The sequence below is a fragment of the Geodermatophilus sp. SYSU D00684 genome (assembly GCF_054050455.1).
The window spans coordinates 55128-80011 of sequence record NZ_JBJGZI010000018.1 but is presented as its reverse complement, the minus strand read 5'-3'; the positions used below and the strand labels follow the sequence as shown (position 1 = coordinate 80011).

Sequence of the window (24884 nt, the reverse complement as noted above, 5' to 3'; positions counted from 1 at the left end):
GTGTTCACGCGCGTAGCGGCGCAGGAGCGCGTCACCCTCCGCTCGGCTCAGCAGCCCGGCACGGGCCGGCCGGTCACGCATCGTCCCGAGCTGACCCGGACGGCCGCGTTCACCACCCGATCTGATCGGCGGTCGGTGCCGGCGCCGCACGACGGTCCGACGACCGTGCGAGGCGGGTCGCCCGCGTCACGCCGAGCTCCCCTTCGACCTCGTCACCGCGTCCGTCGCCCCACGACCTCCGGCGCGCCACGGAACCGGTCGACCACCGACTCCGCCGACGTCCTCGGGCCGGGCAGCACCGTGGCATGCGGACGCGGGAGGACGGACCTCTGCCTGCCCGGGGTGACCGGCCGGACCACCCGCCGGCCACAGCCGGTGCAGAAGCGCGCCCCCTGGCGCTCCACGCCGCAGTCCTCACACGTCATCTCGACTCCCTCCTCGACACGGAGGACCAGGCTCGCCCGCCCGCCCGGCTCCGGGCGCCCGCGACCCGGAGGTGGGACGAGTCGTCAAGGAACCGTCATCGACCGGCGGGCCGGCCCCGTCCTCGCCGGTCACCCGGGGAGGTCCTGGCCGCGGCGGCGCCCCGGCTGCAGCTGCAGGACGCGCCCCAGCCCCGTCCGGGCGAGCACCTCCCGGGTGCGCCGCCCGGCCCCGCGCAGGACCACCGCGCCGCCCCGCGCCCGGCACACGCGGTGCGTTCCCAGGAGCGTGGCCAGCAGCGGGCTGTCCAGGTGCGGCACCCGGGCCAGGTCGACGACCACGGTGCGTGCGCCGCCCAGCAGCGCGTCGTACAGCAGCCAGCGGACGTCGGCCAGGCCGTCGGCCACCAGCGCCGGCGTGAGTACGACGACGACCTCGTCGCCGTCGTACTCAACAGACGGGAACGGCCCGGTGGGCGCGGCTGCGGTCATGACGCCGAGCCTGTCCAGCCGTGATTGCGACGGCCCGGTCGAGACCTTTGCGATCCCGTGACGAACCCGGGTCCCGCACCGGGGCGGGCCGGAGGCCGGTGGCACAGTGGGCCGGTGCCGCCCTCGCTGCTCGTCGTCGAGGACGACGACGCCATCCGCACCGCGCTGCGGTGGGCACTGGAGGACGAGGGCTACGCCGTCGCCGAGGCGGTCAGCGGGGAGGACGCCGTCGGGCAGGTGCGCGTCGCCGTCCCCGACCTGATGCTCGTCGACCTGATGCTGGGCCGGATGGACGGGTTCGCCGTCGTCCGCGAGGTCCGCCGGCACCACGACCTGCCGATCATCGTGGTCAGCGCCCGCGCCGACACCCACGACGTCGTCGCGGCCCTGGAGGCCGGCGCCGACGACTACGTGACCAAGCCGTTCGAGGTCAAGGAGATCACCGCCCGGCTGCGGGCGCTGCGCCGCCGAGCCCGGGCCGCCGCGCCGCCCCAGCCCCGCCCCGTGGTGCTCGAGCAGGACCCGGCCGCCCCGCTGGTGCTCAACGTCGAGGCCGGCACCGTGCACCGCGGCGCGACGCTGCTGCCGCTCACGCTCACCGAGTTCCGGCTGCTGTGCGAGCTGGCCTCGGTGCCGGGACGGGTGCTCAGCCGGCAGGACCTGCTCGCCCGCGTGTGGGAGCACGGCTTCTTCGGCGACGAGCGGCTGGTCGACGTCCACATCCGGCGGCTGCGCACCAAGGTCGAGCGCGAGCCGGGCGCGCCGCGCGTCGTCGTCACGGTCCGGGGGCTGGGCTACCGGCTGGACCCACGGTGAGGCGCGCGCCGGGGCCCCGGGGCCTGCGGGCGCGCATCGTCCTGGGTTTCGCCGCGGGCACGCTGCTGGTGTCGGCCGTCCTCGTGGTCACCACGTTCCTGCTGGCCCGCGGCTACCTGCTCGACCAGCGCGAGCGGGCGCTGACCCGCCAGGCCTTCGCCGAGGCCGACGTGGTGCGCAGCCGACTGGCCACGGCCGGCACCGAGGTCGGCACGGTCCTGGCCGAGCTGGAACCCCGGGGGTCCTCGGCCGTCGTCGTGCGCAGCGGCGACGCCTGGTACTCGACGAGCCTGGAGGTCGGCCGGCGCGACGTGCCGTCGTCGCTGCGCGAGGTGGTCGCCGGCGGCGCGGCGGGCACGGTCCGCACGCCCGGGACGGAGGCCCCGCAGCTCGTGGTCGGCATCCCGCTGCCCGCCGCGGACCTCGAGTTCTACGAGGTGACCCCGCTGCTCGAGCTGCAGCAGGTGCTGCGCACGCTCGCGGCGGTGCTCGGCGCCGGCGCGACCGCGGCCACCCTGGCCGGGGCAGCCTTCGGCCTGTGGGCCAGCCGGCGCGCGGTGCAGCCGCTCGAGCAGGTCGCCGGGGCGGCCACGCGGATCGCCGGCGGCGAGCTCGGCACCCGGCTGCCGACCACCGACGACCCCGACCTGGTCGCCATCGTCGGCAGCTTCAACGCCATGGTCGACGCGCTGGCCGCCCGCATCGACCGCGACGCCCGCTTCGTCGGCGATGTCAGCCACGAACTGCGCAGCCCGCTGACCACCCTGGTCACCAGCGTCTCGGTGATGGCCGCGCGGCGCGAGGAGCTCCCCGAGCGGTCGCGGCAGGCGCTGGCATTGGTGGAGACGGAGCTGCGCCGGTTCCGGCAGACCCTCGACGACCTGCTCGAACTCGCCCGGCTCGACAGCGGGACACCGGACGGGCCGGTCCCGCCGGTGGGCCTGGCCGACCTCGCCCGCGAGGTGCTCGCCCGCACCGGCCGGGACCCCGGGCTGCTGGCCACCGACGGCGACCCGGCCGACACGCGGGTCACGGCGGACAAGGGCCGCCTGGAGCGCGCGCTGCGCAACCTGCTCGACAACGCCGACCGGCACGGCGGCGGCACCCGGCGGGTCGAGGTGGCCGCTCGCGGCCACATCGTGCTGCTGTCGGTCGACGACGCCGGCCCGGGCGTGCCCGCCGCCGACCGCCAGCGGGTGTTCGAGCGCTTCACCCGCGGCGCGGCGTCGGCGCGTGGCTCGCGACCTGGGGCCGGACTGGGGCTGGCCATCGTGGCGGAGACGGCGGCGCAGGCCGGCGGCACCGCGTGGGTGACCGACGGGCCGTGCGGCGGCGCCCGGTTCACGCTCTCCCTCCCCCGGGCGCGGCGGTGAGGCGCGCGTCCGCGCCGCCGGTTCTGGCGGCACTGCTGGTCGTCGCCGGCTGCGGCGTGCCCACCGGGCAGGCCCCGGCCACCATCGCCCCCTCCGACGTCCCGTACGGCCTGGCCTCCCCCTCGACCCCGTCCCCGCCGGCACCCACCACCACGCCGCGCACGGACCAGCCGCGCATCCTCCTCGTCGGGCCCGGCGACGTCCTGGTCCCCCGCGGGCGTGAGGTCACCGGTTCCGTCCCCGATCAACTGGCCGCCCTGCTCGCCCAGCTGGCGGAGGGCCCCACGGCGGAGGAGCGGCGGCAGGGCCTGTCCACCGCGTTGCCGCCCGGCGTCACGCTGTCCGCGGCCGAGGTCGAGGACGAGGACGAGGACGAGGACGTGACGGTCACCGTCGACCTCGGGGGCACCGCGGAGGCGCCGTCGGGGCGGGAGAGCCGCACAGCGGTGGCCCAGATCGTGCTGACGGCGACCAGCGTGCCGGGCATCGCCGCCGTACGGCTGACCAGCGACGGCGTACCGGTCGAGGCGCCGCTGCCATCAGGCGAGCTGACGTCAACGCCGCTGACCGCGGGGGACTACGCGGGCTTCCTCACCGCGCCGCCGGACTGATCCTCCGTGAAGACCTCGTGACGACCCACCGTGCAGGCTCGGCGGCGCCGCCCCGGACTGGGAGGGTGAGGTCGAACTCCAGCCGTGCCACCCCCTCGGGAGGACCGCATGACCCCCGGCAGCCCGTCAGGGCACGAGGCCCCCCGCACGGAGGTGGTCGTCCTGCGGGTCGGCGCGATCCAGGTCAGCGGGCACCTCACCACCCAGGGCGCGGATCTCGTACGCGGCACGGTGGAGACCGTGCGGCGCACCGGCTCGTCCGCCGTGGTGGTGGACCTGGCCGGCGTCCGGACCGCCGACGACGCCGGCCTGGACGCCCTCCACCTCCTCCGGGACAGCCTCTCCACACGGGGCACCCGCCTGCTGCTGCGGAACGAGCCGGGAACCTCCCAGCGCTAGCACCCGCCGCGACCGGCGCGCGATCACCGATCGGTGCGCGGCGTGACGACGTCCTGCTCGTCGTGCCGGCGCGGGCCCGGCGCTGACACCGGCGGCTCCGGCCTGATGTTGGCGTTCCGGTGGAGCAGGTTGCCGGGGTCGTACCGCGCCTTGATGCGGGCCAGGCGCTCGTACTTGGCCGGGCCGTAACTCGCACGTACCCGGTCCTGCTCGTACTCGGTCATGAAGTTGACGTAGCTGCCGGTGTGCGGGGCGAAGGGTCGCAGCGCCGACCAGATCGAGCGGACCCATTCCCGGTCCGCGGCGAGGGCCTGCGGATCGGAGGCGACCGCGTCGATGTTCACCGCGTAGCGGGCCGCGCGGCGCCCGCCGAAGGCGGTGGCGTCGTCGTCGACGTCGGTGAAGGCTCCGCCCAGCGGGAAGATCGGCATCAGGCTCAGTGGAGAGCTCCTCCTCGGGAGCAGCGCGGTCACCGCGTCCACCGCCGCGTCGGAGAACTCGTCGAGGTAGACGGCCTTGTTGTAGGCGAGCAGGCCGGGCGCCGCCGCGTCGTCGAGCATGCTCTGCAGCACGGTGTAGGGCATGTCGGTGGTGAACGCGAACAGCGGGGGAAGCGCGTCGCGGCCGGCGCCGAGGAGCGCGGCATGGGCCGCCGCGCCGGACAGCCCGACGACGGCGAGCGCGACCCCGGGACGGAAGTGGTGCTCTCCGGGCACGAAGGGCGCGGGCGGGGCGTTCACCACGAACGCCAGTCCACCGGCGTCCCGCGGCAGGGCATTCAGGACGTCCCGCGCTGCGCGCAGCGCCGCGGCGGCGCGTTCGAGTTCCCAGAACAGCATGCCGAAGTGCACCAGCGGGCCGACGGGGTGGAGCCGGAACTGGAACTCGGTGACGACGCCGAAGTTCCCGCCGCCCCCGGTCAGCGCCCAGAACAGGTCCGGGTGCTCGTCGGCCGACGCGCGGACGCACCGCCCGTCGGCGAGCACCACCTGTGCGGAGACCAGGTTGTCCACGGCCAGCCCGCACGCGTGCGTCAGCCAGCCGATGCCGCCGCCGAGGGTCAGCCCGCCCACACCGGTGTGGCTGACCGTCCCGCCGGTGACGGCCAGGCCGTGCTCCTGGGTGGCCGCGTCCAGTTCCGCCTGCAGCGCTCCTCCGCCGCAGCGGGCTCGCCGCGCGGCGGGGTCGACCGCGACGGAGTTCATCGCCCGCAGGTCGATGGTCAGGCCTCCGTCGGGCACCGCGGCTCCGCCGTAGTGGTGCCCGCCACACCGCACGCCGACCTCGAGCCCCGCCCGCTGCGCGTGGGCCAGGGCAGTGGCCACGTCCGTGGGGCTCGTGCAGCGCGCGATCAGCGCCGGCCGCGCGTCGACGGCACCGTTCCAGACCGCCCGGGCCCGGTCGTAGTCCGGGTCCCCTGGCTCGACGAGCGCACCGGCGAACCCGGCCCGCCGCAGTTCCTGGGTCATCAGTTCCTGGGTCATCTCGGTCCTCCCTCCGACGTCACGGGGAGGATGGGGCTTCCGGCGTTCCACCGGCGTTCCGCCGCCGGGTGCCGGGATCAGGTGCTGACGCTCAGGTCAGCGTGCACACGCCCGGCGAGCGGCGCCCAGAGCCGGGCGGGGCCGTCCATCGCCAGCAGCCGGTCGGCGGCGGCGCGCGCAGCGGCGGTGTCGCCCGCCGCGAGCTGGGCCGCGAGCAGTACCCGTTGGATCATGGCGTGCTGGCCAGGCGCGGCAGCAGCGACCGCTGCGTGGGCCAGTGCGGTGTGGACCGAGTCGAGCCCGGCCCGTCCCTGGCCGTCGAGCACGGCCAGGTAGCCGGTGAAGGCCCGCGTGACGTCGCCGTTGATCCCGTCGGAGCCCATCTCGGCCAGTTCGGCGGTGAGCCGGCGGAGCTCGGCCTCGTCACCGGTCTCCAGGGCGAGCAGGGCGCCGAAGGTGAGGGCGACGAGGCGGCTGAAGGGGTCCGCGACCTCGCGCGACCAGGCGAGCGCGGCGGTGTGCGCTCGGCGGGCGTCGGCGGGCAGGCCGAGGAACCAGTAGGTGCAGGCGAGTCGGCCCAGGCAGACGACCTTCGGGTCCTGCCCGTAGTGCAGGAGGTGCGTCGTGCGGTCCTCCGGCCGGTACCGCCGCACCGCCGACTCCAGGTGGCGGCGTGCCGTGGAGAGGTCCGCCTGCCAGAACGCGGCCACGCCGAGGACGTAGTCGCCCTCGACGACCAGGACGTCGTCCCCGCGTCGCTCGCCCGCGGCGCGCAGCTGCCGCCCGCATCGGGTGGCGGCCGCGAAGTCCGCCCGGGTGAGCGCGTGCAGGGCCAGCGAGCGCACCAACTGGGGCGACAGGTCGACGCCCAGCGAGCGCGCCAGCTCCGTCGCCCGCCGCTGCGTGGTGGTGATCCCGCGCGAGGTGTACCCGACCAGGGGGACCAGGGGCGCGAGCGCCGCCGTGCGCAGCTCCAGCTCGACCCGGTCGCGGTCGGGCGAGGCGGGCAGCGAGCCGACGAGCGCGAGCGCCCGGTCCAGCAGCTGCACCGCCCGGCCGTTCGCGTGGAGCAGCTGGGCCGCCGCGGCGGCCCGCCCGTACCAGGCGACGGCCTCGGCCGTGGCGCCTGCCCGTTCGTGGTGGGCGGCGATCTGCGCGCTCACGGGTTCTGCCGCCGTCCGGTGCAGTTGCTCCAGAGCGGCGGCGATGCGTCCGTGCAGCAGCCGCCGCCGGGCCGGGCCGATCCCGCGGTAGGCGACCTCGCGGATGCGGTCGTGGGCGAAGTCGTAGGTCGGGGCCTGCCCGTCCGTGCCGTGCTGGCGCACGACGCGGCGGCGCCACAACTCGTCGAGGCCGGTCACCAGCGTGTCCTCGTCCACGCCGGAGGCGGCGGCGAGGACGTCGGGGTGGAACTCACGCCCGATGGCCGCCGCGCAGGCGAGCACCGCGCGGGCGGCGTCGCCGAGCTGGGCGAGCCGCGCCTCGATGAGCGCCTGCACCCGCGGGGTCAGCGCGTCACCCCCGCGCTCTCCGGCGCAGAGCGCCTCGACGACGAACAGGGGGTTGCCCTCGGTCTGCCGGTGCAGTCGGCGGGTGTCCTCGGCGGACGGGCGCGCGCCCGTGAGCCGCTCGGCGAGCGTCGCGGTCTCCTCGGGCGTGAACGGGGCGAGCTCGATCGCGGTGAGCAGGTCCTGGTCGCGCAGCCCGGTGAGCAGGGCGCGGACGTGGGGGGTGACCTCGACGTCCTCGGTCCGTGCCGTGGCGGCGACGACCAGCCGTGCCCGTCGGTGGGACCGGAGCAGGTGGTGCAGGAGCCGGCACGTCTCCCGGTCGGCGTGCGGCAGGTCGTCGACGACGAGCAGCACCGGCCGCCCGGGACCGAGCACGGCCGCCGCGACGGCGTCGAACAGCCGGGACCGCTGCTCGGTCTCCGGCAGCGGCGGCGGCTCCACCAGGTCGGGGACCTCGTCGAGCAGTTCGGGCAGCAGCCGCGACAGCTCGGTCAACCGCGCCTCCTCGAGCGCGCGCAGCGACGCCCGCAGAGCCGGGCGGCGCAGCCAGTCCACGACGGGGCCGTAGGCCAGCGGTCCCTCGGCGAGGTAGCAGCGGGCGTCGGCGACGGCGGCACCGCGGCGTGCGCACCACGCCCGGTACTCCTCGACCAGGCGGGTCTTGCCGATCCCGGCCTCGCCGGTGACCAGGACGAAGCGTGCGGCTCCGGCCTCGGCCGCCCGCCACACCTCTGCCAGGTGCGCGCGCTCGGCCGTGCGGCCGACCAGCGGAGGCCCCGCCATGCGGACCGTGGTCGCGGCGGGGTACTCGGCCGCGACGAGCTCCTGGTAGGCCCGCCGCGTCTCCGCCGACGGCTCGACCGACAGCTCGCTCTCCAGCGCGGTCACGCACTGGTGGTACGCGCGCAGCGCGCTCGTCCGGTCGCCGCGGCTGCTGTGCACCCGCATCAGCAGGCGGTAGCCGTCCTCGGCGAGCGGGTCGTCGCGGACCATGCGCTCGGCGAGCGCGACCGCCGCAGTTGCGTCGCCGCCGACCTCGGTGAGCGCAGCGAGCTCGCCCAGCGCCTGCCGGTACCGGCGGCGCAGCCGCTCCCGGTCCTCGCGCAGCCACTCGTCGTCGCAGCCGTCGACGAGCTCTCCGCGGTACAGCGCGACCGCCTCGCGCAGCGCGGTGACCCTGGCCGGCGGGGCGTCGCAGCTGCCGTCGAGCAGCCGCTCGAACGCGGTGACGTCCAGCCACAGCGGCTCCTCGGCGCGCCAGCACAGCGTCCGTGCGGTGGTCTCGAGGTACCGGTCGACGGCCGGGAGGTCGCGACGCAGGGAGTGCACCAGGTGGCGCAGGTTGGTGCGGGCCTGGCCCTCCTGGGAGTCCGGCCAGAGCACGGCGGCCAGGCGCTCCCGGGACACCGGCACGCCCCGGCGCAGCACGAGGCAGGCGAGCAACGACTCGGCGCGACCTGACCGCAGCGTGCCGCTGCTCACCTCGTCGAGCTGCACCTGCACGCGCCCGAACAACCGGATGCACGCCGTCGGCGCCACGGCGCCCAGTGTCCCGCGCCGGGGCGGCGCCCGGAGGGCGAGGAGACCTCCGCCATGAGCCCCGCGCCGCCAGGTGGGCGCGGCCCCGGTGGCCCGGTCGTCAGCCGGTGGCCACGACCCGGAACGTCCCCGGCCGGCCCTCCTCGCAGAGCTGCATCAGCTCGTCCAGGTGGCGCCGGGCGTCGGGCCGGCCGCGCATCGCCCGGACGTCGTCGAGCGTCCGCCACGGCCCGAAGGAGTAGAACTGCCGCGGCTCGTCGAGGCCCTGCAGCAGGGTTCCCTGGGCGGGCGGACGGGGGAGGCCCCGGAAGAAGCGGCTGAGCCGCTCCCACGCCTCCACGAACTCGTCCTGCCTGCCGTCGGCCACCCGCCAAGCACCCAGCGTGTAGACCTCTTCGGATCCGTCCTCCCCTCTCTCCGCCCGGAGCGTCGGGGCCGGTCCGGCCTCGGGTGGCGGGACGGCCGGGTCCTGCAGGAAGGCGAGGACCTCGGTCGCGAACAGGTCCGGCGCGGTGAGCATCGCGACGTGTCCCTGGCCCACCAGAGGGACGACGCGGGCGCCCGGCAGCGCCGCGGCCACGGTCGCCGTCGACGCGGCCTCCGCCGGCGGGCTGTCCGAGCCGGCCAGCAGCAGGGTGGGCACGGCGAGGTGGGCGAACCGCTCCGGCCGGAGGCGGTAGCCGTCGTGGACGCGCACCTCGCGGACGACGGTGTGCGCCGCGGCCACCCGGTGCGGCCAGGACGGCAGCGCCCGCATGCGGGCGAGCTGGTCGGCGGGCACCCCGGCGGCCACGGTGAGCAGCCGGACGACGACCTCCTCGCGCCGGCCCGCGTTCAGCAGCGCCGCCAGCTCGTCGGCGAACCCGGGCGCGGTGGGCACACCCGCGCCCGGCTCGTAGAGCACCGCCCGGCGGATCCGGGAGGTCTGCACCAGCGCCTCGAGCACGCACAGGCCGCCGTACGAGTGGCCGAGCACGTCGACCGGGCCCCCGGTGGCGTCGGCGACCGCCTCGACGACGGCGGCCACGTCGGCGCCCTCGGCCTCGATCCGGCTGGAGGCGGCGTCCCCGCTCCCCCCGCGGCCCCGCCGGTCCATCGCGTACACGGTGACGTGCGGGTCGAGCAGGGGCAGCACCGTCTCCCACCGCGTGTGGTCGGCGGTGGCGCCGTGCACCAGGACCAGCGCCGGCCCCTCCCCCGTGCGCCAGCAGGCGATGCGGGTGCCGTCCCGCGACGTCGTCGTCAGCCGGCTCTCCGTCCGGACGTCCATGATGATCCCCTCCACCGGTCGGATCGGTGCCCCGAGGGTGGGCCAGGGCCGTCAGGACGGCATCGGGTGATCGCCCCATCCGCCGAGCAGGTCGTGCTCCATGGCGAACAGGGCCGCGGCCGGGCGTGTGGTGACCCCGATCTTGGCGTAGACGTGCTCGACGTGGTGGCCGACGGTCTTCGTCGAGATCCACAGCCGGCGCGCCACCTCGCGGTTGGAGAGTCCGCGCGCGATCAGCCGGAGCACCTCCACCTCCCGCTCGGAGAGACCCGCCGGGCGCGGGGCCCGCGGGCGGCGGGCGGCCGCGCCCTCGACCGACAGGACCGCCTCGACCGCCGTCCGGTCGAGCCTGCCCTCGGCCGACTCGCGCCACAGCACGTCGCGGGCCGCCGTCGCGGCGATCGCCGGACGGTGCGGCCGGTCCTCCCGGAGCGCCGTCCACACGTCGGCGGCGGCGAGCAGACGTGCGGGGCCCGGGAGCTGCCCGGCCGCGCTGCCCCGGTGGTAACCGGACCCGTCGAGCCGCTCGTGGTGGACACCGGCGAGCGCGGCGACCGGCCGCAGCTGCGCACACCTCCCCAGGACCCGCTCGGACAGGTAGGGGTGCAGCCGCACCCGCTCGGCGTCGTCCACGCCGAGCGGCCCGCGGCGCTGCCAGATCCCGCTCGGGACCCCGACGGCGCCGACGTCGGCGACCGCGGCGGCGCGGGTCAGGGTGATGACGTCCGGGGCGGGCAGCCCACAGGCGGCACCCGCCGCCCGCGCCGTCGCGGCGAGCCGCGCCGACCGCCCCCGTGTCCACGTCGACCGCAGGTCCGCGAAGTCACCGACCGCTGCCATCGCCCGGTCCAGCCCGGCGGACCCCACCCGCCGCACCGGGTCGGGCTCCCCCGCGAGGACCTCCTCCCACACCGCCGGGTCGTCGGCCGCGGGGATCCCGACGGCCCGCACGGCGTCCACGACCGCCGGGTCGTAGGCGCGGCCACGGCGGCGGGCCAGGACGTCCGTGGCCGCGGCCGCGCCGGCCGTCCGGTGCCAGAGCACGGCGTCGCGGGCGACGACGACGACCCGGACCGCCATCGGGATCTCCGCCCCCGACAGCCCGTCCGGCAGCCCACGGCCGTCCCACCGCTCGTAGGCGTGCGCCAGCGCCCCCACGACCCCCGGGCCGAGCCCGAGCCGGGCGGCCAGCCGCGCGCCCACCTCGCAGTGGGACACCTCGGTGCGGGAGGAGGCCAGCGCCCCGGCCACGAGGCCGGCCCGGCGGGGCAGCGGGGAGTCCCGCCCCGTGGTGCGCACCAGCGTCCGGACCCCCTCCACGGCCGAGCCCATGTAGACCGGTGCCATCGCGGCCATCAGCCCGAGGTTGTCCCCTCCGGCGAGCCGCGCCAGCTCCGGCGCGTCGGCCGTGCACCCGAGGAACCGCAGCAGGGCGACGAAGTGGACGTCCGCGACCGTGCCGTCGTCCAGGCCCAGGGACCGGGCGACGGTCACCGACAGCCGACAGGTCCGCAGCGCATGCTCCAACGGCTGGCCCGACACCAGGTCCGTGGCCAGGGAGATCGACGCCACCAACTCGGTCAGCCGGAGCCCGTCGCCGTCCGTGGAGCGACCGCCCACGGCGCCCAGTGTCGCAGGAACACGGGACGGCGACCGTGCCGCGCGTCGTCCCGCGCACGCGGGATCAGTACCGCCCGGGCGTCCCGGTCCGGCGGGCGGCGAGCAGCCAGACCGCGGCGCCGAACCGGACCCCGTCCGGGCCGCTGTGCGCGTCGACCGACCGACGCAGGACGCCCACCGCACGGTCCCGCGCGTCGCGGTCGAGCCCCTCCAGCATCCAGCCCAGCAGCCCGAGCACGAAGTCGTGGGCGCCCGGGCGGTCGCCGCCGAGGTCCATCACCCCGTCGATCCCCTCCACGGTGACGTCGGTGTAGCCGGCCGCGGACACCACCTCCCGGGCGACGGCGGGGTCGGCCAGGGTGAACGGGTGCGGGGCGTCCGGCGGCGGGGTCGGCAGCTGCCGGCCGGCGGCCAGCGCGCCGGTCAGCTCGAGAAACCACTCGTTGCGCTCCGGCGCTTGCCACACCAGCAGCGACAGCCGGCCGCCGGGCACCAGGGCGCGGCCGACGTTGGCCAGCGCGGCGACCCGGTCGGCGAAGAACATCGCCGCGGTGCGGCTGATGGCCACGTCGAAGGTCCGCGGCGGGAAGGGGTGGACCTGCGCGTCAGCCTGCACGAAGTCGACGTGGGACAGCCCCTCCTCCGCCGCCCGGCGGCGGGCCACTGCGAGCATCGCCGCCGACAGGTCGACACCGAGGACCGCCCCGGCGGGCGCGCGGCGGGCCGCTGCGCGCGTGGTGCCGCCGGTGCCGCAGCCGACGTCGAGGACCCGGTCGGCCGGGCCGATCGCCGCGGCGTCGAAGAGGGCCGCATCGAAGCCCGCGACGGCCCGGTCGAAGGCGTCGGCGTGAGCCGCCCAGTAGGCGCCCTCCCCGCCGTCCCAGGCACGGAGCTGCGCGAGGTTGCCCGGGTGGACGGGGAACGTGGAGGTGGTGGTCATCGGGAGCCTCCTCGTATAGTCCCTTTGGGACTATCAAGGGGCCTACTCCGGAGGAGGGCACGTGTCAAGCGCCCGCTCCCTGACGACGACGTCGTTCGCGATCCTCGGGATGCTGGCCGTCAGGCCGTGGAGCAGCTACGAGCTGGTCCGGCAGATGAACCGGAACCTCGGCCGGGTGTGGCCGCGGGCGAACAGCAAGCTGTACGAGGAACCGAAGAAGCTGACACGGGCCGGGTTGGCGACCGCGGTGACCGAGATGGTCGGGCGCCGCCCGCGGACCGTGTACGCGATCACCCCGGCCGGCCGCACCGCCCTCGCCGAGTGGCTGCACGAGCCCGGTGAGGGCCCGGTGCTCGAGTGGGAGCAGCTGATGAAGGTGTGGTTCTCCGATCACGGCAGGAAAACCGACGCGCTGGCGTCCCTGGCGGCCGCGCGGGCCTGGGCGGCCGCGCTCAACGAGGAGAACAAGGCAGCCGCGCGCGCCTACCTGGCCGGGGAGGGCCCGTTCCAGCACCGGGCGGCGCAGAACCTGCTCGCCGGCGCGTTCATCACCGACTTCACCGCGCTCGTCGCCCGGTGGGCGGAGTGGGCCACGGTCCAGGTCACGGGGTGGCCCGACGACCCCGCCGAGGCCCTGCCCGACCCGGCCGAGATGGACGCCGTCGCGCGCCGGGCGGACTGGTGAGGATCCGCCGATGGACACGGGCGCACGGCGCTCCCCTGTCCCCGGGTCGTCCAGCTGTCCTCCCGTGCCCTGCTCGGCCCGCCCGAGGGCCTGCGCCAGGACACGCCTGACCGGTCGCCGAGGGGGACCGCCACGCGCGACGTCGCCCCACTCGGGCATGGCGCTGAGCACTCGCCGTCCGCTGCGAGTCCGAGTCCGGATACGAGGGGCTGGCCGACGACCTCCAGGCCGCCAGGAGTCGCACGCTAGCCCGGGCCGCCCGCGCCACCCGTCAGCCGTGGGTCCGCGTACGCCCCTTGTAGCCGTCTGCGGCTCGGCCGGTGCCCGGAACTGCACTGCACCTTGCCGGACCCCTGAACGGCTCACGACGGTGATCGAGGCCCGTTCGAGCAAGCCCTCTCGCCGATGACAGGGCAGGGGGAGCGGCAGGCCCAGCGGCCGACCGTGGAGCGACCCTGCAACTAGGGCTCGTCGTCGCGTCCGCCGGGACCTCTGCCATGGCCGGTGAGACCCCTGCCGTACTGCGTCAGCGCCCACGCTCCACCCGACAGCAAGATGAACACCACGCCGAGGGTTGACTGCCCGAGGACGAAGAAGATCACGGCGACGACACCGAGCAGGGTGGCCACGATGCTCAGCTGTCTAGCGGTCATGAGGGCACCTCGTCATCCACTTCGCACTGTCCCACCGTGATCCACCGTCCGTCCACGGGCCTAGGGCCTGTCCTGGTGATGGTGCGTTGGTGTGGGTCAGGCCCGGTCGATGGTCGGCCGGCATGGCTCACCGATGCGGCCTGGGCGCGCATCGAGCCACTGCTGCCCGTGAAGGGATGCCAACGTCACCGGTGGTTGCGGCGGGGGTGGGCCAACGGTCACGGTGGCCTGGTGAGCCGCTTCCGTGCTGCCGGACGTCACGGTGCCCGCCTCCGGTGAGGCCCGGGCCCCGGGATCGGCCGCGGACGCGGTGGTGGAGGAGGTCACCGCGGCGTCGGCGGACGAGCACGGGATGGCGGCCGCGCTGCTGGACGGGTACCTGACGGCCCTCTGGACGGTGGCGCGGACCGGTCGCCGGCTGAGCGGCGACGAGGAGGCGTCCTGCCGCCGCCTGGGCGGCCGGGCGGCCACGGCGGGGGTGGGGCTGCCGGCTCTCGTCGACCTGTACATGACGGCCTCCCGGCGGCTGTGGCCGCGGCTGCCCGAGCTGCTGGCGGAGGTCCGGGGCAGGCCGCTGCGGGCCGCCGAGTTGGTCGGCACCGGCGAGGCGGTGTGGCGCGCCGCCGACACCGCCCTGGCCGCGCTGGCCGCCGGCTACCTCGAGGCCCAGCGGGAGGTCGTCCGTCGGGAGGAGGCCTTCCGACGCGAGTTCGTCGACGATCTGCTCAGCGGCCAGGCCGACGTGGGGTCACTCGTCGAGCGCGCGGAGCCGTTCGGGCTCACGCTCACCGGCACACACGTCGTCACCGTCGCGGCCACCGACCGGCCGATCGACTCCGGTATGCGGGTGACCGGATGGCTGGCGGACGCCGTGCGCGCGCGCTTCGGAGAGCGGCGGCTGCTGGCCGCGGCGAAGGACGGGTGTCTGGTCTGTGTGCTGTCGGTGCCGGCTCCGGGCTCTGGCCGGTCCGCTGCCGGTGGCCAGGAGCTCGCGGAGCTGGCGGGCCGAGCCGCCGCCGACCTCACCCACAGGCCCCGGTGGCGCGTGGGGGTCGGCCGGCCGCATCCGGGGCCCATGGGGGTGCGGCACTCCTACCGCGAGGCGCTGGAAGCGTTGCACCTGGCCCGCCGCCTGGGACTGCCGCACCCGGTCGTGCACGCCCGGGACCTGTTGGTGTACCGGGTCCTGGTGCGGGACGAGGCCGCGATGGCGGACCTGGTCTCGGCGGTGCTGGGCCCGCTGACCGCCGCGCGCGGCGGCGCGGAGCTGCTGCTGGACACGCTGGAGGCCTACTTCGCGAGCGGCGGCAACACGACCGCGACGGCCCGACGTCTGCACCTGAGCACCCGCGCCGTCAGCTACCGGCTGCAGCGCGTTCAGGAGCTCACCGGGCACGCGCCCGGTGATCCCGCGCACGGGCTCACCCTGCACGTCGCCGTCACCGGCGCCCGGTTGCTCGACTGGCCACAGCAACCCCTGGCGAGCGACGACTAGGTCGGCGGCTTGCCGGATCCCGGCAGTTCTCCGACTCGGAGCTGTCCGCGGTCAGGCCCTGCCGGCAGCCATCGACGTTCCTAGCCTCGCGCCATGCCCGTTCCCGCGGACCCGGTCGTGGCCACCGGCAGGATCTCGCCGCCCGCCGGGTCCACCCGGGCGGATCCTGCCGGGCCGGACAACGGCGCCGGCCGCCGGTGCGAGGTGCTGCTCCGACCGGATCTGGATCGCCAGGGCACCGTCATCTCCGTCGCCGGTCCCCTGGGCCCCTCGGGCGGCGCCCTGCTGGCTGCGGTGCTCGAGTACGTGCGCGACCGGGAGAACGGGACCGTCCTCGTGGACCTCCGCGGCGTCACCCATGCCGAGCGGTCAGGCGTCACACCGCTCCTCGAGTTCGGCGCGACGCTCGCCGGTACGTCGGCGCCGGTCGACGCGGCCCTCGCCGGCGCCTGCGCCGCCATACGCACGCGGCGGCGCACCCGCGGCACCGCCGGCGGCCGGCCTCCGCGCCCCGGCGCGGCGTCGCCACCCCGAGGCTCGGGCGACCGCGTCGTGAGCCCGTGCCCGATCTCGTCCGGACCTCCGGGCCCGACTCCCTGACCCGACGGAGGCGACGGTGTCCTCGCTCCTCTGGCTGCTGCTCATCGGTCTCGTCGCCGGGCTCCTCGCCCGCGCGCTCGTGCCCGGCAAGGACCCGATGGGCTGGCCGGCCACCCCGCTGCTCGGTGTGGCCGGTTCGCTCGTCGGTGGCCTCCTGGGCCTGCTCACCGGAAGCCTGCAGGACCGCGGATCCAGTCCGGCGGGCCTCGTCGGGTCGGTGGTCGGCGCGGTGATCCTGCTGGTCGGGTACGACCGGCTGGCCGCGCGCCACCGGCTCCGGCGGGGTACCGGTCCGGGCCCGGCCTGACCAGCGGACACCGTCGTGGCCGACTCGTCCCGGTGCACGGATGGCGCCCACGTCCCTCCGGGGCGCCGGTCCGGCCCGGTCGTCCGGGCCTGTCGCCGTGCTCTGTTGGGGACTGCGATCGCCTTCGCGCTCGTCGGTGCCCTCACCGCTCCCCCGTCCGTCGTGCTGGTCGCGGCGCCCGCCTTCGGGGTGTTCGTCGCGATCGTGGTGCTGACGGCGAGCCCGGCGTCTCCTCTGGGCCCCGCGGTCCGCCGCGCAGCGGTGTCATCGGGAGCGGGCGCCGCGCTGGCCGTGCCCTGCATCGCGGGCCTGCGGCAGTTCGGCACCTTCGGGTCGGTAGCCGCCATGGTGCTGATCGGGCTGAGCTGCGTCGCGGTCGTCGGGTGGATCGCGGAGTCCGCTGGTCGCGCCGTCGGACCCGCCCTGGACCTCGACGTCGCGGAGCTGCGGCCGTTCCTCCAGGTGGTCTCGACACCGTTGCTCCTCGCCGAGTGGCGCGCGGCCGGCGAGCACCTGCGGCCCGGCGCGGACCCCGACCTACGCGCCAGAGCCCTCCTGGTCCGCCCCCTGCTCCTCGAGGAGCTGACCCGCCGGGACCCGCCGGGAGTGGCCCGGTGGTTGAGCGACGGGGACGAGGGGGCTCCCGAGCAGCACCTGCGAGGGGACTCCGGTGCGCCCCCGTGAACCCGCCCGGGTCCCGGGTGCTGGTCGGGTACGACCTCGACAGCGCCGACACGACCGCCCTCGGCGTGCACGTGCACCTGAGCAGAACCTGCCAGCCGCATGCCGGCCGGCTCCGCAGGGGTGACCGGGCCGGACGCCGCCGGTCGCCGGCCCCGCGGCGAACCGCGACGACCACCGCTGGACGCGCCGACCGCACCCCTCGCCGCTGGTGCGTCGGGAAGCGTGGTCGGCGGTCGTCATCTCGACTGCTTGGAGGGCACCGTGTCCGCACCGTCACCGCTCGTCCCCGCGGTGCGCCTCCAGGGGCTGGGCAAGCGGTTCGGCGCCACCGAGGGGGTGGTCGACCTGTCGCTGACCGTGCCGCCCGGGGAGGTCTTCGGCTTCCTCGGTCCCAACGGCGCGGGCAAGTCGACCACCATCCGGATGCTCCTCGGACTGCTGCGGCCGACCGCGGGCATGGCCTGGGTGTTCGGCGCCCCGGCCGGTGACGTCGAACGGGCGCACCGGCAGCTGACGTACGTGCCGGCGGACGTCGCGCTGTGGCCGTCGCTGACCGGCCGGGAGTGCCTGCGGCTGCTGGCCGGTGTCGGCCCGGGAACCGACGCCGCCTACCGGAACGAGCTGCTGAAGCGGTTCGCGCTGGATCCGGACCGGCGGGCCCGCACCTACTCCACGGGCAACCGGCAGAAGATCGCCCTGGTGGCCGCGTTCGCCACCCGTGCGCCGCTGCTGGTCCTGGACGAGCCGACCAGCGGCCTGGATCCGCTGATGGAGCACGAGGTCCGGGCCTGCATCGCCGGGGCCACCGCACACGGCCAGACGGTGTTCCTCAGCTCCCACCAGTTCGCCGAGGTGGAGGCGATCTGCTCGCGGGTGGGCATCCTGCGCGGCGGCCGGCTGGTCGAGCTCGCCGGACTGGCCGACCTCCGGCGCCTGCGCCGAACCGTGGTCGTCGCCGATCTGGCCGCACCGGCGCTCGAGCTGCAGCGCCTCGCCGAGCCGCCCGGGGTCAGCGACCTGCGGTGGCCCAGTCCGGTGCGACTGGAGCTGTCGCTCACCGGTCCGCCCGGGGCGGTGCTGGGAGCCCTGGGCGACGCCGGCGTCGCCCGTCTGGAGGCTCGGCACCCGTCGCTGGAGGAGATCTTCCTGGACTACTACGGCGCGGAGCCGGCATGACCACCCGCACCGTACCCGGCCGCGCACCAGAGGCCGCCCGTCCGCCCACTCCGCTCCGGTCGGCGGGCCGCACGGCGACCGCGGCCACCGTCCGGCAGGCCCGCCGCGGCACTGCGGTCGTCGCCGCCTGCTGCGGCGGCCTGACGGCCCTCGTGGCGGTGCAGTACCGGGGGTGGGACGGCGCCCTCGGCGCCGACTCCCTCGCCGCCCTGGCGGAGAGCCCGGCGATCCGCACGCTGTTCGGCCCGCCGGTCGGGCTGGACACCGTCGGCGGCTTCACCGTCTGGCGCACCGGCACCGTCCTCGCCGTGCTGGTCGGGATCTGGGCGGCACTGACCGCCACCCGGCTGACCCGCGGGGAGGAGGAGGCCGGCCGGTGGGACCTGCTGCTGGCCGGGCGGCTACAGCTGCCGTCCCTCGTGGCCCGGGTCCTGTGCGTCGTGCTGGCCTCCTCGGCGCTCCCCGGTGTCGCCGGCGGGCTCGGTCTGGTCCTCGCCGGGGCGGAACTGCCAGGGGCGGTGCTGTTCGGTGGCTGTCTGGCCGGGACGGGCATGGTCGGTGCCGCGCTCGGGATCCTCACCGCGCAACTGCTCGGTGACCGGCGCTCGGCGTCCGGGCTGGCCGTCGCGGTCCTCCTCAGTGGCCTGCTCGCCCGCATGGTGGCCGACGGGGTGCCGGCCCTGGCCTGGCTGGCGTGGCTGACACCGTTCGGCCTGCTGGGGCGGGCGGCGCCGTTCACCGGGGCCCGTTGGTCGGCGCTGCTGGTGCTGGCCGTCCTCGTCACCGCGCTGGCCGCCTCCGCCGTCGCACTCGCGTCGGGACGGGACGTGGGTCGTGGCCGGGTGACCGGTCGCGACCGCCGCGCCCGTCCCAGCCGGTTGCTGACCTCGCTACCCGGTCTCGCCGTGCACCGCACGCGCCGCCCACTGGCCGGCTGGGCCGCCGGCGCGATGGCCTACTTCCTGCTCATCGGGCTGCTGGCGACGGCGATGACCGACTTCCTCCGCGCCAACCCGCTGTTCGCCGATCTGGCCGCACAGGCCGGCTTCGCCGGGCTCGAGTCGGTGGAGGGTTACGTGTCGGCGCTGTACACGGTGCTGGCCGTCGCCGTGGGCATCTTCGCCGCCGGCCAGGTCGCCACGACCGCGGCCGACGAGACCGCCGGCCGGCTCGCCCTGCTGTACTCCCGGCCGGTCGGCCGGGCTCGGTGGGCGGCGACCGAGGCCGTCGCCATCGCCGTCGCCGCCGCCGTTCTCACCGCCGCGGCGGGCCTGGCCGCATGGGCCGGGGCCTCCCGGGTCGGCGCCGGCCTGGGCCTGGGCGATGCGCTGGCCGGCGCGCTCACCGTCCTCCCCGTCGCGCTGCTGTGCCTGGGGTCAGCGCTGGCCGCCCTGGGCTGGGCACCCACGGCGGTGCTCGCCGTCGGGGCGACGCCGGCCGTCGGCGGCTACCTGCTGCTGGTGCTCGCCGACACCTTCGGCTGGCCGGGCACGATCCGGTGGCTGTCCCCGTTCGCCCACCTCCACGCCGTTCCGGCTGAGCCGTGGAACGTCCCGGGCGCCGTCGGGATGCTCACGGTCGCGGTGGCGCTGGCCGCTGCCGGGTGTCTGCGCTACGCCCGGCGGGATCTGCGCCCATGACCCACCGGCCGCCACGGATCGCCACCTCCCACGGGGACTGCCTGCGCCCTGCCGCGGGTCGCCCGGGGGTGCGCCGAGCACCCCGGTCGGCGGTCCGCCGACCCCCGCCACCCCTGGGAGCAGGGGCGCCGTGACCACTCGCGCCCGCCGCACGTTCCACCTGTTCTCCCCCGGCTCCTGGCCGGAAGTCAGCCGCATCGCCGGCATCCTGCGCCGGGAGACCGTCGGCGGCGTCCTGCTCATCGTCGGCGCCATCACCGCACTCGCCTGGGCCAACAGCCCGTGGTCCGCGGCCTACGAGACGCTCCGCGACACCCGGGTCGGCCCGGCGTCGCTGCACCTGGACCTGACCCTGGGCACCTGGGCCGCCGACGGGCTGCTGGCCATCTTCTTCTTCGTCGCCGGCCTGGAGCTCAAGCGCGAGTTCGTCGCCGGCGACCTCCGGGCCCCGCGGCGGGCGGCGCTGCCGGTCGCCGCCGCCGTCGGCGGCATGGCCGTCCCGGCGCTGCTCTACGTCGCGCTCAACGCCGGCGCCGGCGCCGGCGCCCTGGCCGGCTGGGCCATCCCCACCGCCACCGACATCGCCTTCGCCCTGGCCGTGCTGGCCGTGATCAGCACCCGCCTGCCCGCCGGGCTGCGCACCTTCCTGCTCACCCTCGCCGTCGTCGACGACCTGCTGGCGATCACGATCATCGCCGTCTTCTACACCGCCGCGCTGTCGGTCACCCCGCTGCTGCTGGCCCTCGTGCCGCTGGCGGTGTTCGCGATGCTGGTGCAGCGCCGGGTCCGGTCGTGGTGGCTGCTGTTGCCGCTGGCCGTCCTCACCTGGGTGCTGGTGCACGAGTCCGGGGTGCACGCCACCGTCGCCGGGGTGCTGCTGGCCTTCACCGTTCCCGTCGCACGCCGTCAGGCCGCCGGCGGACCAAGTGCCGGGCCCGGGTTGGCCGAGCACTTCGAGCACCGGTTCCGCCCGCTCTCGGCCGGGGTGGCGGTGCCGGTGTTCGCGTTCTTCTCCGCCGGGGTCACCGTCGGCGGCCTGTCCGGGCTCGGCGCGGCCCTGACCGACAGCGTCGCCGTCGGCATCGTGGTCGGGCTGGTCGTCGGCAAGACCGTCGGCATCACCGCGGCCACCTGGCTGGTCGCCCGGTTCACCCGCGCCGAGCTCGACCGCGACCTGGGCTGGCCCGACGTCATCGGGCTGTCCCTGCTGGGCGGCATCGGGTTCACCGTCTCGCTGCTGATCGGCGAACTGGCCTTCGGCGCCGACTCGCTGCGCACCGAGCACGTCAAGGTCGGCGTCCTCACTGGCACGCTGCTGGCGGCGGTCCTCGCCGGGGTCCTGCTGCGCCTGCGAGACCACCGCTACCGGCGCATCTGCGACGCCGAGGCCGCCGACGCCGACGCCGACGGCGTCCCCGACGTGTTCCAGGGTCCGGGCGACCGCGCCTCCGCCGGGACCGACGTCGCCCCGGCCGCCCGCCGCCGGAAGCCCAGCGGTGGCTCCGGCACGTCGAGGTAGACGCCGGCCACCGCGCGGCTCGACGGGTGGCCGCGCCGCCGCGCGGCGCGTTCCCCGACCGCGACGGCACCGGGGGGTGTTCGGGCCGCCCACGGCGGGGAGCAGGTCACACGGCGAGCAGGCGGTGGACCTGCTGGATCGCGATGGACCCCTCCCCCACGGCGGAGGCCACCCGCTTCACCGACCCGGACCGCACGTCGCCGGCCGCGAGGACCCCGGGGAGGCTGGTCTCCAGCGGCAGGGGCGGACGACCGGTGCCTCGGCGCGCGTCGTCGCTCAGGTCCGCGCCGGTCCTGACGGTAGGAACACCGGCCGGTCGCGCGCGTCCCCGCCGGACCGGTCCCTGTGTACCTCCCGGGTACTACAGGGCCTACTTGAAGGCGTCCTTGACCTTCTCGCCGGCCTGCTTCAGGTCGCTCTTGACCTGCTGGCGCTTGCCGGCTTCCTCGAGGTCGGGGTTGCCGGTGACCCGTCCGACCGCCTCCTTCGCCTTGCCGGCCAGCGCGTCGACCTTGTTCGCAGCCTTGTCCTCAGCGCTCATGCGGCGCTGGTACCCCACCCGGTGCCTCGGCATGCCGGCCGCGAGGCCGTCAGCCGGTGTCGGGCCCGGCGGCGCGGGGGCACACTCGCGGCATGATCGGTTTCCTCGTGGCCGGCCTCGTCATCGGCGCGCTCGCCCGCCTGATCAAGCCGGGCAAGCAGAACCTGAGCATCCTGGCCACGCTGCTGCTGGGCCTGGTCGGCTCGCTGATCGGCGGCACGATCGCCTGGGCCCTGGGCACCGGCTCCATCTGGGAGCTCAACGTCCTGGGCTTCGTGCTCGCGGTGATCGCCGCGCTGCTGCTCATCGGCGCCGCCGAGAGCGTCGTCGGCTTGCGTCGCCACCGCTCGGTGCGCTGACCGGCCGAGCTCGCTGACGACCCCGGTGCGGCCGGGTCCTCTACGGGGCCCGGCCGCACCGTCGCGGCTGCCGGCGGTCAGGCGGCGGTGCCCTCCGGCTGCGGGAACAGCCGGCGCAGCACGTCCGACAGGGTGATCACGCCGAGCACCGTGGCGCCGTCGGTGACCACGGCCAGGTGGTGGCGGGTCTCCCGCATCGCCTTGAGCGCGGCGTGCACGGTGGTGTCGGCCGTGAGGGCGAACACCGGCCGGGCGAAGCCCGCCGCGTCCGCCTCGTCGGGGGCGGTGAGGGTGTCGCGCACGTGCACCACCCCGGTCAGCCGCGCCCGGTCGCCGAGCAGGATCCGCAAGTGCCCGGTGCGCCGCGTGGCCTCGCGCACCGCGCCCACGCCCGCGCCCGCGGGCACCGCGACCAGCGGCGCGTCCGGCGTGACCAGCTCGCGGACGGTCATCCGCTCCAGCTCCAGCGCGCCGGAGATCTGCGCGGAGAAGCTCGCGTCGAGCGCGCCGACGTTGGCCGAGTGCTCCACCAGGTGGCGCAGCGCGTCGGGGCTGTGCCCGACGGCGAGCTCATTGGCCGGCTCCACGCCGACCCTGCGGACCAGGCTGTTGGCCGCGGCGTTCAGCGCGCGCAGCAGCGGCCGGAACACCGCCATGAACGCCCGCATCGGCCCGGCGAGCAGGGTGGCGGAGCGCTCCGGGTGGGCGATCGCCCACGACTTCGGGGCCATCTCACCGACCACCAGGTGGATGAACGTCACGATCAGCAGCGCCAGGACGAACCCGGCGACGTCGGCGGCGACCAGCGGCAGCCCCCACGTCTCGAACAGCGGGGTCAGCCAGTGGTGCACCGCCGGCTTGCTGATCGCCCCCAGGGCCAGGGTGGCGGCGGTGATGCCCAGCTGCGAGCCGGCCAGCAGCAGGGTCAGCTCGGAGGAGTTGCGCAGCGCCGCGCGGGCCGAGCGGCTGCTCGAGGCGGCCTCCTCCAGCCGGTGCCGCTTGGCCGCGAGCGCGGCGAACTCCACCGCGACGAAGAACGCGCTCAGCGCGACGATGACGACGGTGGCGGCGACGACCACCAGTGGGTTGTCGCTCATCGGGAGGACTCCTCGGAGACGCGGGCCGCGCGGTCGGCGTCGGCCGGGGCCGGAGTGGGCTCGGGGCCCGCGACGGAGCTCTCGGCGCGGTCGGGGAGCTCGAGGCGCACCCGGGAGGGCACGTGCCGGTCCACGGCGAGCACCTCGACGTGCAGGGCGCGGGGCTGCGGATGGTCGTCGTGCACCAGGTCGCCCGGGTCCGGCGGCAGCTCGACGATCAGCGCGGCGCCGGGCTCGGGCAGCGTGCCGGCGGCGGCGATGACCAGGCCGGCGATCGTCTCGTAGGGCCCTCGCGGCAGGTCCACGGCCAGCGCGCGCTCGACCTCGTCGACGTGCACGTCGCCGGCCATCTCCCACACGCCGTCGCCCTCCACCGGCACGTACTCCGGATCGACGTCGGCGTCGTGCTCGTCGGTGATCTCCCCGACCAGCTCCTCGGCGAGGTCCTCCAGGGTGATCACGCCGGCGAAGCCGCCGTACTCGTCGATGACGCAGGCCAGCTGGTTGCCGGTGTCGGTGAGCTGGCGCAGCGCGTCCGGCAGCGGGGTGAACGTGGACACCACCAGGCACTCGCGGGCGAGGGCGGTCACCGGCGCGGTGTCCGGCTCGGCGGTGGTGAGCAGGTCGGCCAGGTGCACCACGCCGGTCACGTCACCGGTCTCGGCGTCGAGCACCGGATAGCGGGAGTGCCCTGCAGCCATCAGCGCGCGCAGCCGACCCACGGTGTCGGTGGTGGGGACGGTGCCCACCCGCGGGCGGGGGATCATCGCGTGCTCGACGGTCCGGGCGGGGAAGTCCAGGATCCGGTCGACCAGCATCGACAGCTCCGCCGGCAGGTCACCGCTCTCCCGGGACTCCTCGACGATGTGCTCCAGGTCGCGGGCGGTCGCGGCGTGCTCGACGTCGTGCACCGGCTCGATGCGCAGCGCCCGCAGCAGCAGGTTCGACGCCTGGTCGAACACCCAGATCAGCGGCCCGAACACCTTCAGGTAGCCGGTGGTGGAGGCGCCCAGCCAGCGGGCGACCGGCTCGGGGCGGGCGATGGCGAGGTTCTTCGGGAACAGCTCGCCGAACAGCATCTGCACGATCGTGGAGAACAGCAGCGCGAGCACCGCGCCGATCCCGACGCTGACCGCGGTCGGGATGCCCACTCCGCCGAGCAGCGCGCCGAGGGACTGCCCGATCAGGGGCTCGGCGACGTAGCCGACCAGCAGCCCGGTGACGGTGATGCCCAGCTGCGCACCCGACAGCATGAACGAGGTGCGGCGGGTGACGGCCAGGGCGCGCCTGGCGGCGGCGTCACCGGCCTCGGCGTGGGCGGCCAGCGTGGACCGGTCGACCGCCATGTAGGCGAACTCCTGCGCCACGAAGTACCCGGTGAGCACGGTGATCCCGAGGACCACCGCGACACCGAGCAGCAGGGAGAGCACTTCGGTCACCGGCCACGCACCCCCTCACCGAGATGGGGGGACGTGGCCTGGGGACTGTGATAGGGACTCATGGCTCTCTTCGACGGGATGGCAGGAGCGGACGACGCCGCCCCGTTGATCAACGGACGAGCGTGACGCGCTGTTCCATCGCAGCCGGCCCGGCGTCCTCGCACGACTGTGCCGCCCCGCAGCGTGACACCGGCCAGCGCGGCGGCGAGCGT

General features: G+C 76.0%; 22 protein-coding genes. 12 read left to right on the top strand and 10 right to left on the bottom strand.

The window, feature by feature from the left end:
• Positions 1 to 554: 554 nt before the first annotated feature.
• Positions 555 to 914: an STAS domain-containing protein gene (locus ACI79L_RS14615; protein ID WP_456937495.1), complete on the bottom strand. Its 360-nt coding sequence runs from the start codon at positions 912 to 914 to the stop codon at positions 555 to 557.
• Between the two features lie 114 nt (positions 915 to 1028).
• On the opposite strand from ACI79L_RS14615, the gene ACI79L_RS14610 reads away from it, so the two are divergent.
• The 4 genes from ACI79L_RS14610 (at position 1029) to ACI79L_RS14595 (ending at position 4113) form a co-directional block, all read left to right on the top strand.
• Complete coding sequence (locus ACI79L_RS14610; RefSeq protein ID WP_456937494.1) at positions 1029 to 1730, top strand: response regulator; 702 nt, start codon at positions 1029 to 1031, stop codon at positions 1728 to 1730.
• Positions 1727 to 3103, top strand: coding sequence for an ATP-binding protein (locus ACI79L_RS14605; RefSeq protein WP_456937493.1), 1377 nt, complete (start codon positions 1727 to 1729; stop codon positions 3101 to 3103). Before ACI79L_RS14610 ends, ACI79L_RS14605 begins: the two co-directional genes overlap by 4 nt.
• A complete protein-coding gene (locus ACI79L_RS14600; protein WP_456937492.1) occupies positions 3100 to 3714 on the top strand; it encodes a GerMN domain-containing protein in 615 nt (204 codons plus the stop codon). Before ACI79L_RS14605 ends, ACI79L_RS14600 begins: the two co-directional genes overlap by 4 nt.
• Positions 3715 to 3822: 108 nt before the next feature.
• Positions 3823 to 4113, top strand: a complete 291-nt coding sequence (locus ACI79L_RS14595) for an STAS domain-containing protein (protein ID WP_456937491.1) — start codon at positions 3823 to 3825, stop codon at positions 4111 to 4113.
• Between the two features lie 23 nt (positions 4114 to 4136).
• Here ACI79L_RS14595 and ACI79L_RS14590 read toward each other — a convergent pair whose 3' ends face one another.
• The 5 genes from ACI79L_RS14590 to ACI79L_RS14570 form a co-directional block, all read right to left on the bottom strand.
• Positions 4137 to 5597 (bottom strand): FAD-binding oxidoreductase, encoded by a 1461-nt coding sequence (locus ACI79L_RS14590; protein ID WP_456937490.1) that lies wholly within the window; start codon positions 5595 to 5597, stop codon positions 4137 to 4139.
• Positions 5598 to 5674: 77 nt separating this feature from the next.
• Complete coding sequence (locus tag ACI79L_RS14585) at positions 5675 to 8647, bottom strand: ATP-binding protein (RefSeq protein WP_456937489.1); 2973 nt, start codon at positions 8645 to 8647, stop codon at positions 5675 to 5677.
• Between the two features lie 100 nt (positions 8648 to 8747).
• The gene (locus ACI79L_RS14580; RefSeq protein ID WP_456937488.1) at positions 8748 to 9917 is read right to left on the bottom strand and encodes an alpha/beta fold hydrolase; all 1170 of its coding nucleotides are present in this window, start codon (positions 9915 to 9917) and stop codon (positions 8748 to 8750) included.
• Positions 9918 to 9968: 51 nt separating this feature from the next.
• Positions 9969 to 11537 (bottom strand): HD domain-containing phosphohydrolase, encoded by a 1569-nt coding sequence (locus ACI79L_RS14575; RefSeq protein ID WP_456937487.1) that lies wholly within the window; start codon positions 11535 to 11537, stop codon positions 9969 to 9971.
• A 64-nt stretch (positions 11538 to 11601) separates the two neighbouring features.
• Complete coding sequence (locus tag ACI79L_RS14570) at positions 11602 to 12477, bottom strand: class I SAM-dependent methyltransferase (RefSeq protein ID WP_456937486.1); 876 nt, start codon at positions 12475 to 12477, stop codon at positions 11602 to 11604.
• A gap of 61 nt (positions 12478 to 12538) precedes the next feature.
• Between ACI79L_RS14570 and ACI79L_RS14565 the strand changes: the two genes are divergently transcribed.
• A complete protein-coding gene (locus ACI79L_RS14565) occupies positions 12539 to 13162 on the top strand; it encodes a PadR family transcriptional regulator (RefSeq protein ID WP_456937485.1) in 624 nt (207 codons plus the stop codon).
• A gap of 461 nt (positions 13163 to 13623) precedes the next feature.
• Here ACI79L_RS14565 and ACI79L_RS14560 read toward each other — a convergent pair whose 3' ends face one another.
• Positions 13624 to 13815 carry a hypothetical protein gene (locus ACI79L_RS14560; protein WP_456937484.1) on the bottom strand — a complete coding sequence of 64 codons (192 nt, stop codon included), beginning with the start codon at positions 13813 to 13815 and terminating at the stop codon, positions 13624 to 13626.
• A gap of 244 nt (positions 13816 to 14059) precedes the next feature.
• Between ACI79L_RS14560 and ACI79L_RS14555 the strand changes: the two genes are divergently transcribed.
• From ACI79L_RS14555 to nhaA, 6 genes are all read left to right on the top strand, one after another.
• Complete coding sequence (locus tag ACI79L_RS14555; protein ID WP_456937483.1) at positions 14060 to 15310, top strand: PucR family transcriptional regulator; 1251 nt, start codon at positions 14060 to 14062, stop codon at positions 15308 to 15310.
• 616 nt (positions 15311 to 15926) lie between these two features.
• Positions 15927 to 16217, top strand: coding sequence for a GlsB/YeaQ/YmgE family stress response membrane protein (locus ACI79L_RS14550; RefSeq protein WP_456937482.1), 291 nt, complete (start codon positions 15927 to 15929; stop codon positions 16215 to 16217).
• A 105-nt stretch (positions 16218 to 16322) separates the two neighbouring features.
• Positions 16323 to 16901: a hypothetical protein gene (locus ACI79L_RS14545; RefSeq protein ID WP_456937481.1), complete on the top strand. Its 579-nt coding sequence runs from the start codon at positions 16323 to 16325 to the stop codon at positions 16899 to 16901.
• Between the two features lie 261 nt (positions 16902 to 17162).
• Positions 17163 to 18077 carry an ABC transporter ATP-binding protein gene (locus tag ACI79L_RS14540; RefSeq protein ID WP_456937480.1) on the top strand — a complete coding sequence of 305 codons (915 nt, stop codon included), beginning with the start codon at positions 17163 to 17165 and terminating at the stop codon, positions 18075 to 18077.
• Positions 18074 to 19717: an ABC transporter permease gene (locus ACI79L_RS14535; protein WP_456937479.1), complete on the top strand. Its 1644-nt coding sequence runs from the start codon at positions 18074 to 18076 to the stop codon at positions 19715 to 19717. The genes ACI79L_RS14540 and ACI79L_RS14535 overlap by 4 nt, the downstream gene beginning before the upstream one ends.
• Before the next feature lie 130 nt (positions 19718 to 19847).
• Positions 19848 to 21236 carry a Na+/H+ antiporter NhaA gene (nhaA, locus tag ACI79L_RS14530; protein WP_456937478.1) on the top strand — a complete coding sequence of 463 codons (1389 nt, stop codon included), beginning with the start codon at positions 19848 to 19850 and terminating at the stop codon, positions 21234 to 21236.
• 370 nt (positions 21237 to 21606) lie between these two features.
• On the opposite strand, the gene ACI79L_RS14525 is transcribed toward nhaA, so the two are convergent.
• A complete protein-coding gene (locus ACI79L_RS14525) occupies positions 21607 to 21777 on the bottom strand; it encodes a CsbD family protein (RefSeq protein WP_456937477.1) in 171 nt (56 codons plus the stop codon).
• Positions 21778 to 21869: 92 nt separating this feature from the next.
• On the opposite strand from ACI79L_RS14525, the gene ACI79L_RS14520 reads away from it, so the two are divergent.
• Positions 21870 to 22136 carry a GlsB/YeaQ/YmgE family stress response membrane protein gene (locus tag ACI79L_RS14520; protein ID WP_456937476.1) on the top strand — a complete coding sequence of 89 codons (267 nt, stop codon included), beginning with the start codon at positions 21870 to 21872 and terminating at the stop codon, positions 22134 to 22136.
• 77 nt (positions 22137 to 22213) lie between these two features.
• On the opposite strand, the gene ACI79L_RS14515 is transcribed toward ACI79L_RS14520, so the two are convergent.
• Together ACI79L_RS14515 and ACI79L_RS14510 are read right to left on the bottom strand one after the other, a co-directional pair.
• Positions 22214 to 23233 (bottom strand): hemolysin family protein, encoded by a 1020-nt coding sequence (locus ACI79L_RS14515; RefSeq protein WP_456937475.1) that lies wholly within the window; start codon positions 23231 to 23233, stop codon positions 22214 to 22216.
• Positions 23230 to 24672 carry a hemolysin family protein gene (locus ACI79L_RS14510; RefSeq protein ID WP_456937474.1) on the bottom strand — a complete coding sequence of 481 codons (1443 nt, stop codon included), beginning with the start codon at positions 24670 to 24672 and terminating at the stop codon, positions 23230 to 23232. The genes ACI79L_RS14515 and ACI79L_RS14510 overlap by 4 nt, the downstream gene beginning before the upstream one ends.
• Positions 24673 to 24884 lie beyond the last annotated feature (212 nt).